Genomic DNA, 9,599 nt, shown 5'->3' with positions numbered 1-9,599 from the left:
TTATTCTCCTTTTTCAATGTAGTAGATGCGCTCGAACATCTTGTCGGCATCGAGGTATAGATCGCCATCGCATGCCCAGTCGATTTCGTTTGCATCAAAAAAAGACTCGATTTGCGTTTCCACAGCCGGGTCTTTTCGTTCAAAATAAAACTCCACGCGGTAGGTGCCGCGCTTGAGGTAGTGTGCATCATCTGCATAGAAGTCATCGGGGCCGGTATCGAACACAATCAGGTACGGCAAGGGCTGGGCGTTGCCCGTGCCCCACGCGCCGTACGTGGTCGGCATGATTGCCGACAGGCCCGTGATTAGGTCAGTCAGCATCAGCTCAGCCCCTTTCTGATTGCAGTCTCGAAAGTCTCTGCGGCTGTCTTCTCAGCAGGTGCGATGTGCGGAATCGCACGGGTGCGACTGCCATCACGATTGGCGTGGCCGTTCTCCAGAAGATGGGTGAGCGACGGCTTGGTCTTGTTGTAGACCGTCACGCTCTTGCCCTTCTTTTGGCTAGTCCAGCCCCGGTAGTATTTCTTTCCAGCTCTTGAATCACGCGGTGACGATGCGGTGAGCTCATCAACGGTCGCCTTGGCGGCCTTCTCTTGCGCTTCGTCCACGGCCTGCTGAACCTCTTCCTTGTACTGGTCGAGTATTTTCGACAGGTCAAGTTCAATCGCCAATGTCGCTCACCTTCCTTTCGAGATAAAGCTCAACTTCATCAGCGTTGCGTTGATAGGTTCTAATCAGACTGTATGTGATGCCGTTCCACTTCACGGTTTGTTGGCCGTCATACTCAAACGCATGAACAATCAACTCGACTTCTGGACGAATGCCAGCTTGGGCGGCCGCGTAGAACTCGCTCATGGTGAGTTCTTTCTTCCCGGCCTGCACCGTGGTCTTCGTCTCTGTTGCGATTTGATTGCCATATTGGTCTGGTTCGTACACCTTGCCAATGAGCATCACGTCTTCACTCCAGTCAATCATCAGCGCTCACCTGCCCCACCATGAGGTTGTGGAGGCGGTACTGAATATTGCGTGGCATTGCACCCTCGCCACGATTGCGGAACCGCCACGCGGCGTAGTCAACCTGCAGCATGATTGCCGGGTTGTCTTCGTCACCAATGGTCACTCCGGAAGCGTTCAGTTCGCCCTCCACGCTCGTTAGAATTGACTGCAAATACTGGTCACGTGCTTCTGACGTGATTCCGAGGTTGGCCTTCAGCAGGCCGAGTTTGTCCAATTCAGCCATCTAGGCCACCTCCCTACGCTGCTGCGGCGACGGTAACCTTGACGGTGCCGGTGAAGCTTCCGCTTGTGGCGGTGATTGTCGCCGTACCCTCAGCGACCGCCGTGATGGTGCCGTCAGCGGCTACTGATGCAATGCCGTTGTCGCTTGAAGTCCACGCAATCGCGCTGTTTACTGCAGACGCGTCATCGGCATCAGCTGGGTCAGCCGTTGCGGTGACCTGCTTAGAATCGCCGACCTTCATCGAAGCCGTCGCCTGGCTCATCTTGAGCCCGGTTGCCGGGTTCGGAGCCGGCTCTACGCTTTTGGGCCCAGCGTTACCAGGTAACCAGCGGCGGTGTCGGCCACTTCAACGTCAACGGAGATGGCAGCCAGCATTGCCTGTGCGAAGTTCTCGTTCACAGACCAGCCCAGCTGAACCTCTTCACGGTCAAACAACTTCACGAAGCGCTTTGCATCGCCGACAAAGGCCAGTGCATCACCCGCAGCTTTGCCCAGTGCGGTGTCTGGAACAACGCCAATCTGCAGACCCAGGAAGCGGTAGCCGGTTGCGCTGGTTACGTCTGGCTGCATCAGGTAGCGGCCTTCGCCGTCTTTCAAGGTGTCGAGGAATTGGAACCCAGATTGGGTGGCAATGACAACCTTGTTGTAGGCGGGGTCGAGGTCAACGTTGATGATCTTCTTGATGCCGTCAGCGTCTTCAGCAGTAGCAGCAGTCGCGGTCTTCAACTTCTCAGCAATCAGGCGGTTCTTGGTGTTCAGCACAACCTGGTCGAGCACGTTCTGCAGCAGCCGCTTCAGGTCAGTTGCATCACGCAGGGATTCATGGGAAGTGGTGATGGAACCACGGTAGGTGCCGACGTTCCACTTCACGGTGATGAGTTCAGGCTTGCCCAGCTCCGGGTTGGCGGCCAGTTCTTCCACGGTGTGGAGGCTTTCGTCAGTCTTCTTGGCCACAGCATAGGTGCCACCAGCATCTTGAACGCTGATGTTGTCAACAAACTTTGTCAGGTCGTATGTGGACTTGAGTTCGTCCTGGGCCTTGTACAGAATCTGCTGTGGGATAATCGCGGCCACATCGCCGGACACGATGCCGTCACGCTTCTGGCCTTTGCTGTTCAGGTAGTCAATCAAACTGCGGACTTCTGGGTTTTCTTTTTCAATGCTCTTCATACGGGTTTCCCCACCTTTCTTTGCGTTCGTCTGCGGTTCGTCAGGTTCTGCAGGCGTTTCGTTTGCGTCTTCCAGTTGTTTTTCAAGGTCAGCAATCTTGGCCTTCAAGTCTTCGTTTTCCTTCTGCAGATCCTCGATTGACTTGTCGTTCTCGTCACTGTCAGCGGCCGCCTTGTCCAATGCTTCCTGATCAGCGGCCTCATCAGCAGCACGCAGAATGGCCTGCTTGGCAGTTTCAAGCTCAGAACGTTTCTTTTCGTTCTCAGCTAATGCGGCACGCGCCATCTTCAAACGTGCGTTTAAGATAATTGGGTTTTCCATTTTTCTTTCAACTCCTTAACAAGTTTTTGTTTGCGTTCGTTGAACGCTTCTTCTTCGGCGTGTTCGTTGTCACGACTGCGCGCGCAAATCTCGGTCGTCTCATAGGCCGGGAAGGCCACCACAGACACCTCGAACAGGTCAACGTCAGTCAGCGTGTTGTGCCAGCCGTCATCGCGCTTCTCCACCTTCTGGTCCCGGATGTAGAAGCCGAATGATGCTTGCGACACGTCCCCGCGCTTAACTTTTGCGTAAATTGAAAGGGCCTCCGGATCGTCGTCGTTAATCTCGACGGTTCCGAATAGCCCTTTGTCGTCTTTGCGTAGTGTCATAGTGCCGGCACTCGTGCGTCCCAGCACCTTGCCGGTGTCGTGGTCGAACAGTGCGCGAATGTCTTGGTCTGCGATGTCGTCCGGAATTGCTTCCGGCGCCACCGTTTCAAACTGACCTCTGTACAGCTGGGTTTCTTCGTTGAAGCGGATGAAGTAGCCGGACAAGAATTTCTTGCCACCTTCTTCAGTCGCCGCTCGGAAGTCCGCCGTCTTGGTCAGGCTGGTTCGTTTCTCCATTGTCATCACCTCCCTTCAACTTGGCTTGATCGCCAAGTTTGTTGGTTGGCACGTAGTTCTCCAGCGTAATGAGGTCTTCCATTTCGTCATCAGGCGGCAGGCCAACCCAGCCGCGCCATTCATTGCGCCGCATGGAAGTGCGGTCAACCATTTCCTTGCCGGCATTGACCAGCTCGGTCAGGTCGTATTGATAGAGTGAACGCGGGTTGAATCGGAAGTACCAACTTGTTGAAATGAGCACATCACGTGTCAGCGCCTGGGCAATCATCTGACCGAGACCAGCAATGCGAGTGTTGACGAAGTTGTTGTACTCTTCCCGGTTGAAGTCACCGACGCCGAGCAAAAAGGCCGGCACTCCGAAGAGTCCAGCCACGGTCTTCTTGTCGATTTCAACGCCCTCGTTCAGCGCGATGTCTTGCAGGGTCAGCGGTTTGACCTGTTGCACTTCCAGCAGGTCTGCCGGAATCACCCACGGCTCCAATCCGTCCGAGTGGCCGATGTACTTGTTCTTGACTTCATCACGTCCGGTGTCACTGCTCAGCGCTTCGCTGTCAGAATCGACTTTGATGATGATGTTCGGCATATACTTGCCACTCATGAATACAGACTTGGTCTTGGCGGCCTGCGCCAGGTTGTTTAGCGTGGTGCTGAGAATCGCATCAAAGCCGTGGCCAATCAGCGGGTAACGTGGGTCCGGGTTGATGAGGAAGTGCACCAGCTGAGCTGAGTCCATTTCCTTGTCGCCGTACCGCACACGGAGGTCGGCAGTTTGCGAATCGTAGATATAGCTGACGTTTGCCATATCCAGCGGCCGCAATTCTGACAGGTACTCACTTCCCGGCTGGGCAGTGATTTGACACAGCGAGTTGCCATCGCCGTAGAGGTACAGGTCACGAACAATCTTCGTCAGCCACGTCTTCCGGGTCATACCCTTGGACGGGCTGACGTCAATCAGACGTGACAGCTCGTTATTCACGCGCTTGTCGCCTTTGTCGGTATTCTCTAGCAAGTGAATAGACATGCTGGATACCAGTTCGGCAATTGTATTCACCGCAGACTGCACGTCCGGGTTGTCAGCCAGTCGCGTGTAGCCGCTGGTCTGAATCAACTCTGACCACTGCGGTGAACCGATTTGGACAATCTGCGGTGTGCTGCGTTTTTCAGTTTTCCGTTTTAATCCAAACAATTTCAATCACCTCCTTTCAGCCAGGCGGCCGCGTTCTCGTTCTTCGTAATGTCTTCTGACATCTGGACGCACGCGAACACGGACGCATCGAACAGGTCGATGCGCTGGTTGCCTGACTGACCGTCAATCTTGTCGTACTGGATCATGTCGTCTGTTTTCTCGACCGCTGCCACGTTGGACACGCAATATTCATAGGCCTCGCTGTGGACGTAGTAGAGCTCCTTGTTCTTGGCCTTCATCTCAATGCGCCGGAACCCTTCGGACTTCTTGAAAAAATACTGAGGCTGGTCAACAATTTTGAAGTGCGCCTTCTTCATCTGCATGAAGAACTCACGACCAAACTTTTTGTCGAAGCCAATCTTCCTGATGTTAAACCCAGCGGATCGCATGTCCACAAACCACTTCACGATGTCGTCATACAGCACGGTCGCGGTATTGCTCATCGTCAGCCAGCCGTCATCCTCCCAGCCAAACAGTGGGATGCCGTCTTTATCAGCTTTTTCATGCGCGGCTTGGCGCGGGAAGAACGCGTGCGTGATGACAATGTCTGTATCGCCCTTGCGGCCATACAGAGCCGCCGCAGTGAGGTCATGCAACTTGGACAGGTCGGCCCCGCCGTACCACTTGATGTTCATCTTCGCGAGGTCTTCCAATGACCAATCGTAGGAGCGGTCGGACGCTTTGAAGTCTTCGATGTCGAAGTAGGCCTTGCTCGATGCCGTGAAGACGTTCAGCGTCTTGTTGAAGAACTCCAGCCGCGTCTGCGGGTCGTTCAAAGCCATCTCCGCATCGCGCCGCAGGTCATCGAGTGAGACCGACACGCCCACGGACGGGTTCGACTTCATCAGCACTTCGTCACTCGTGAAGTCGTCCACGTCGCCTTCTTCGTTCTGGTCAGCTTGGCAGATGAAGAAGAAATACTCATCGTCTTGGATCGATCCGGACAGTACCTTCTTCGCATATTCCACACGCTGAGCGAGGAACCCGTTCGGAATGTCACCCGCCGTTGAGATACCAATCAGAAGTTTGTTACGGTAGGCCTTCTGCGCGTTCTTCATCAAGATATATTTCTTTGCCGACTTGAACGCGTGCAGTTCGTCCAAGATAAGCAGGTTCGCATTCAGCGAGTCCAGTCGCTTCTCGTCACTGGCGAGCGCTTGGATATAGATTGAGCCGTCTTCGCCAAAGTCTTTGGCGATACTGTGCTCGGAGTTGTTGTCGCGAATGTTATACGTCGAGTCATGGAAGCGGTCGATGTTGAACTTCAGCAGGCTGAACGATTCCATCGTCTGTTTCAGACTATTCGCTAACACATATAGCTTGGAGCCTGACCGCGCTTCGAGCAGGGACAACGCAAACCCCAGCGCTGCCGCGAAGGTGGTTTTCCCTTGCTTACGCGGAATCATGATTAGCACTTCGTGGAACCGCCGCAGGTCAGTGCCTTTCTTGTAGAAGCACAGCATATTGACGATGCAAAACTTCTGCCACTCGGTCAGCAACAAAGGCCGCCCACGCATCGGCCGGCCTTCCAAGTCTTCGCCCTGCTGATGCACGAACACGTTCTCAATCAGGTCAATCACGAAGTCGGCGTCCTTCATTCGGACGTCAAACTCATCGGTGCGCTTCAGGTCATCTAGGAACCGTTGTCCCGCCTGCACGCGCAACCGGTTAGCCATAATCGACCCGTCAACCACGCCTTGTGCGTATGCCTTAGCGATTTCAAAGTTATCCATCGCGACCACGGCTATTCATGAAGTCGGCCAGCGGGTTCGCGTTGACGGTCGGCACCACTTCCACGCTGTTTGACTTCGGATTCAGCTGCAGCCGATCGGAGTAGCTGGCGATATCCTTGCGCAAAGATTCTATCGCGTTCAGGATCGGCACTTTCCGTTGGTTGGTTGCGCCGGCCTTGTTGGTGTACTCTTCCGTCACCTTGTAGCCGGACTGCTCGTATTGGTTGTTCAGTGCCGCATACTGGTCTAGCATTCCGGCGTAGATCGTGATGAGGTCGTCATAGGCAGACTTGTACACGCCCAGGTCCCGCATCTGTTCAACCACCCGGCGGCGGCGGTCTAGCGTTTCGACTCTTACCTCTTGTGCCATGCCGGCACCCCCTTCACTTACATTTTCCGCGTAGTCGGAAAAAACTCCCATTGTCCCGTCTCCCGTAAGCCAAAATTATTTTTGTGAACGGGGGGGATCCAAATTTTTATCGGCAAAAAATTTTTCAAAATCGCGTCTTCGTTTTTGTTGCCAATACAATCCAGCACCAGTCACTTCATCCGTGAGCCGGTCGTGCATCTTGTTGTGTGATGCAGCAGAGAGTGGCAACAGGTTCCACGTCTGCAATGCCAGCATCGGATAGTCAGCCAGTGGATAGATGTGATGAATCATCGTGGCTTGCACAATACGTCCGTATCGCTTGGCTTCTTGGTCTTCATAGTTATACTTGCGCATGACTACTGCCCTCTTGTGCTGCCATCGCTTAGACTGGTAGAAGGCGTGGTTACGCTCACGGTTAGCCAAGAGCATCACCCTTTGTGTACTGTTTAATCTTGTCCACTCGCATGTCTGACCAAGTGTCGTGCGTCCCGTCTGATTGGTAGACCGTAACGACTGGCATTGACTGGTAGCCTGCCGCGCGGAAACGTTCGTAGTCGCTGGTGTCAGCCGTGATTGTCTGCACCGGCATAACTTTGGATAGCTGCATGGCAGTCATGCGGCACTTTGGACAGTTTGGCTTGGTGTAGATGATTGCTCGCGTTTCAGACATAGTAGATTGCCCTCGTTTCATGATCGCTGTATTCGACTAGCTCAAACGTCTTGTGCGCTACCACGCCAATATCATCAGTCCATTGGTCGGTTGGCTTGCGTGTCGATACTTGACGCTGAACGAATCCGCCTAGGTCTTTGCTCATCTCTGAATGCAGGTGACCGGTGAATAATTCGCGGTTCTGTGCCGTACCTAACATGAAGCCAAACTCATCAAGATACTTCGCCAGATAGTTGTTCTTGCCCTTATCACCATGAGTGGCACCAATGAAGTTATGGCCTAACATTGCACCTTTGTAATGCTTCAACGATATGTCCCAAGTGATGTTTGTCTGGTTGCTGTAGGCACGTTTTAATAATCGGGCAAACATATATCCAACTGACGGATCATGATTTCCGGCACAATACATGACCTCGCACTCATTAGCGTGCCTAATAATCGCTTCAATCAGTGTCTCGAAGTACTGCTCCATTTCGTTCACAGCCTCGCCTAGGTCGGTTGTTTCGAGCTGTGTGCCCTTTGCTGTGGTTGAGTTGATATTGTCCACGTGAGCTAAATCGCCGCCCAGAATGAGCAATATTTTGGCGTAATGGCCGCGTTCAATGATCTCTAGTTGACGCTTCAATGATTCGACATAGACATCAAAAGTGTGCCCGTTGAAGTGCGTGTCAAAAGCGGGAATGACCAGATAGCGATCTGATTCCACAAAAATAGGAGCCTTGGCTTGATACGGCTCCTTGTGTGTAATGATGTCATTCATCAATGATTCATATTGTTCTGCTTCAACTAACGGCCTGATTTGTATCTTGCTCTGGTACAACGTCGCTTCAGGTGTTTGCTTCCAGAAGTTGCTTGTGGCACGTACTAGCTCCCACTTGGTGTAATCATACCCGTGAGCTTCCAGAACCTCTCTAGGCGTCATTTTGTGGCCCCTGACAACCTTTAGGATAGTTTCACTGGATTGTGTACCGTCTGAGTCATATTCATTAGGCATGGGTGATTGAAAATCAATTCCAAGCCGCCGTGATTTCTTCTGGACTGCATCGTAGCTAATTCCTAGCTTGTCTGCCGTCTCTCGTCTGGTAAATCCTTCGGAAGCGAGCTTGCGCATCGTTCCAATTTGTTCATCTGTCCATTGCATCTACTCGCCTCCTATCTGACAAAAACAAAAGCGAAGTGCCATAGTCCTGTGCCTACTCCTAGGGCCTCCCAGACTTGGTCCCTATGTGAGAGGTGGGAGTCGAACCCACATATTACCCGCCTGGTGACGGGGCGCTTTTCCACTTAGCTACTCTCACTACTTGCTGACACGAATCCTAGATACCGCGCTAGGCCGCAAACGACAGATCTGTCATCCGGCGTAAGCGTGTCTTCTTACGCTGGCCATTTGCTCGCTTGCCCGTACCAGACGGGTCATTGCAAGCTACACAACCGGTTGGAATCGAACCACCACTACGGCTAGGCCGCGGACTTGCTATTATCCTACGGTTGCTGATGGGCGAGACGTCCAGCCCCATCGTGTCCCTCACCTGCCGGCTGGGAGCTTGTGCCGCTTGCGCTGAGCGGCCCTTGTACAGCACTTGTCCGGCTGTACGCATCAAATTGTTTTGCCTTGCTTTGCCGGGGCATCGTGGCAATACAGCCCCCGGGAGTCGAACCCGAATCCGTGTCCACGCTGATCTGGCGTGCCGCTCTCCGTGAGCTGTGGCTGCACCTGAGGCTGGCGAGTAGTTCCCGCCGCGGTCCGAAAACCAACGTGACTTATCACAGCCTCACTGGTATTGGTTGACCGGCTCACCCAAATAGTTCGCCCGTTGCTCGAATACCTCATGGTACTATTAAAATTCATTTTGGCTGGTACTACCACCGTATTTCGTACCAAATTATGTCAATTCGCCCAGTTCTTTCGCTAACGCTGACAAAATACCATATCGGTACCGATACACCGCTCCGTGGCTGAATGGTGCAATGGTCTCGATGTCTGCCCAGTGATAATTGACCATCGAACAATAACGTATTTTGTAGACTTCGAACTGGTCATCGCTCATACGGCTTATAACGGTCTCACACGCGTTTTTGAGCCGTCTTAAGTAAATAATACGTGGGTCGTCTTCAATCGCCGCGAGCGTCCTGTCTGCGCCGTCTGGACGCATTGCAGACCGTCCGCCACCGACGTTCGTGTCGGTAGGCCGCCACGGGTATCGAAGCTCAAACTCGCGTGCTGCCAAGTCGTGGTCAACGTGCTGGAACTCCTCGAACTTCAAGTCCATCGCTGCCAACTTGCCCTTGCTTAACTCCTCGATGCTACCACCCCCTAAAAAACATCCCAGTGTTTCTCTTGCT

The 9,599-nt window shown here is 53.3% G+C and carries 13 protein-coding genes, 1 tRNA gene and 1 pseudogene; all 15 read right to left on the bottom strand.

Translation table 11 applies throughout. From position 1 onward, the window contains the following. Positions 1 to 321: a hypothetical protein gene (locus HII33_RS06420; RefSeq protein ID WP_179394985.1), complete on the bottom strand. Its 321-nt coding sequence runs from the start codon at positions 319 to 321 to the stop codon at positions 1 to 3. Continuing rightward, positions 321 to 671 (bottom strand): HK97 gp10 family phage protein, encoded by a 351-nt coding sequence (locus HII33_RS06415; RefSeq protein WP_179394984.1) that lies wholly within the window; start codon positions 669 to 671, stop codon positions 321 to 323. The genes HII33_RS06420 and HII33_RS06415 overlap by 1 nt, the downstream gene beginning before the upstream one ends. Continuing rightward, the gene (locus tag HII33_RS06410; protein WP_179394983.1) at positions 661 to 975 is read right to left on the bottom strand and encodes a phage head closure protein; all 315 of its coding nucleotides are present in this window, start codon (positions 973 to 975) and stop codon (positions 661 to 663) included. Before HII33_RS06410 ends, HII33_RS06415 begins: the two co-directional genes overlap by 11 nt. Next, positions 968 to 1,240, bottom strand: coding sequence for a hypothetical protein (locus tag HII33_RS06405; RefSeq protein ID WP_179394982.1), 273 nt, complete (start codon positions 1,238 to 1,240; stop codon positions 968 to 970). Before HII33_RS06405 ends, HII33_RS06410 begins: the two co-directional genes overlap by 8 nt. Before the next feature lie 13 nt (positions 1,241 to 1,253). Then, positions 1,254 to 1,502 carry an Ig-like domain-containing protein gene (locus tag HII33_RS06400; RefSeq protein ID WP_179394981.1) on the bottom strand — a complete coding sequence of 83 codons (249 nt, stop codon included), beginning with the start codon at positions 1,500 to 1,502 and terminating at the stop codon, positions 1,254 to 1,256. 32 nt (positions 1,503 to 1,534) lie between these two features. After that, positions 1,535 to 2,731 (bottom strand): phage major capsid protein, encoded by a 1,197-nt coding sequence (locus HII33_RS06395; protein WP_179394980.1) that lies wholly within the window; start codon positions 2,729 to 2,731, stop codon positions 1,535 to 1,537. Continuing rightward, positions 2,710 to 3,297 (bottom strand): HK97 family phage prohead protease, encoded by a 588-nt coding sequence (locus tag HII33_RS06390; RefSeq protein ID WP_179394979.1) that lies wholly within the window; start codon positions 3,295 to 3,297, stop codon positions 2,710 to 2,712. Before HII33_RS06390 ends, HII33_RS06395 begins: the two co-directional genes overlap by 22 nt. Then, positions 3,245 to 4,483: a phage portal protein gene (locus HII33_RS06385; protein WP_179394978.1), complete on the bottom strand. Its 1,239-nt coding sequence runs from the start codon at positions 4,481 to 4,483 to the stop codon at positions 3,245 to 3,247. The genes HII33_RS06390 and HII33_RS06385 overlap by 53 nt, the downstream gene beginning before the upstream one ends. A 2-nt stretch (positions 4,484 to 4,485) precedes the next feature. Next, positions 4,486 to 6,216: a terminase large subunit gene (locus HII33_RS06380; RefSeq protein WP_179394977.1), complete on the bottom strand. Its 1,731-nt coding sequence runs from the start codon at positions 6,214 to 6,216 to the stop codon at positions 4,486 to 4,488. Continuing rightward, positions 6,209 to 6,586: a P27 family phage terminase small subunit gene (locus tag HII33_RS06375; RefSeq protein ID WP_179394976.1), complete on the bottom strand. Its 378-nt coding sequence runs from the start codon at positions 6,584 to 6,586 to the stop codon at positions 6,209 to 6,211. The genes HII33_RS06380 and HII33_RS06375 overlap by 8 nt, the downstream gene beginning before the upstream one ends. Positions 6,587 to 6,661: 75 nt before the next feature. After that, entirely contained in the window at positions 6,662 to 6,940 is a 279-nt protein-coding gene (locus tag HII33_RS06370; RefSeq protein WP_246287338.1) for an HNH endonuclease, read from the bottom strand. Positions 6,941 to 7,001: 61 nt separating this feature from the next. Then, positions 7,002 to 7,244: pseudogene (locus HII33_RS13795) on the bottom strand (thioredoxin domain-containing protein); the annotation flags it as partial. Between the two features lie 4 nt (positions 7,245 to 7,248). Then, the gene (locus HII33_RS06365) at positions 7,249 to 8,397 is read right to left on the bottom strand and encodes a hypothetical protein (protein ID WP_179394974.1); all 1,149 of its coding nucleotides are present in this window, start codon (positions 8,395 to 8,397) and stop codon (positions 7,249 to 7,251) included. Positions 8,398 to 8,481: 84 nt separating this feature from the next. Continuing rightward, positions 8,482 to 8,554, bottom strand: a tRNA-OTHER gene (locus HII33_RS06360). 585 nt (positions 8,555 to 9,139) lie between these two features. Continuing rightward, positions 9,140 to 9,526 (bottom strand): hypothetical protein, encoded by a 387-nt coding sequence (locus tag HII33_RS06355; RefSeq protein WP_246287385.1) that lies wholly within the window; start codon positions 9,524 to 9,526, stop codon positions 9,140 to 9,142. Positions 9,527 to 9,599: the final 73 nt, after the last annotated feature.

It is taken from the genome of Lacticaseibacillus absianus (genome assembly GCF_013407595.1).
Lineage (GTDB): Bacteria > Bacillota > Bacilli > Lactobacillales > Lactobacillaceae > Lacticaseibacillus > Lacticaseibacillus absianus.
This window is presented reverse-complemented; position numbering and strand designations above follow the sequence as displayed.

What these genes read in the sequence shown, in the direction of transcription:
- HII33_RS06420 (WP_179394985.1), bottom strand. Translation starts at nt 321, where the DNA reads ATGCTGACTGACCTAATCACGGGCCTGTCGGCAATCATGCCGACCACG.
- HII33_RS06410 (WP_179394983.1), bottom strand. Translation starts at nt 975, where the DNA reads ATGATTGACTGGAGTGAAGACGTGATGCTCATTGGCAAGGTGTACGAA.
- HII33_RS06405 (WP_179394982.1), bottom strand. Translation starts at nt 1,240, where the DNA reads ATGGCTGAATTGGACAAACTCGGCCTGCTGAAGGCCAACCTCGGAATC.
- HII33_RS06400 (WP_179394981.1), bottom strand. Translation starts at nt 1,502, where the DNA reads ATGAGCCAGGCGACGGCTTCGATGAAGGTCGGCGATTCTAAGCAGGTC.
- HII33_RS06395 (WP_179394980.1), bottom strand. Translation starts at nt 2,731, where the DNA reads ATGGAAAACCCAATTATCTTAAACGCACGTTTGAAGATGGCGCGTGCC.
- HII33_RS06390 (WP_179394979.1), bottom strand. Translation starts at nt 3,297, where the DNA reads ATGGAGAAACGAACCAGCCTGACCAAGACGGCGGACTTCCGAGCGGCG.
- HII33_RS06380 (WP_179394977.1), bottom strand. Translation starts at nt 6,216, where the DNA reads ATGGATAACTTTGAAATCGCTAAGGCATACGCACAAGGCGTGGTTGAC.
- HII33_RS06375 (WP_179394976.1), bottom strand. Translation starts at nt 6,586, where the DNA reads ATGGCACAAGAGGTAAGAGTCGAAACGCTAGACCGCCGCCGCCGGGTG.
- HII33_RS06370 (WP_246287338.1), bottom strand. Translation starts at nt 6,940, where the DNA reads ATGCGCAAGTATAACTATGAAGACCAAGAAGCCAAGCGATACGGACGT.
- HII33_RS06365 (WP_179394974.1), bottom strand. Translation starts at nt 8,397, where the DNA reads ATGCAATGGACAGATGAACAAATTGGAACGATGCGCAAGCTCGCTTCC.
- HII33_RS06355 (WP_246287385.1), bottom strand. Translation starts at nt 9,526, where the DNA reads ATGGACTTGAAGTTCGAGGAGTTCCAGCACGTTGACCACGACTTGGCA.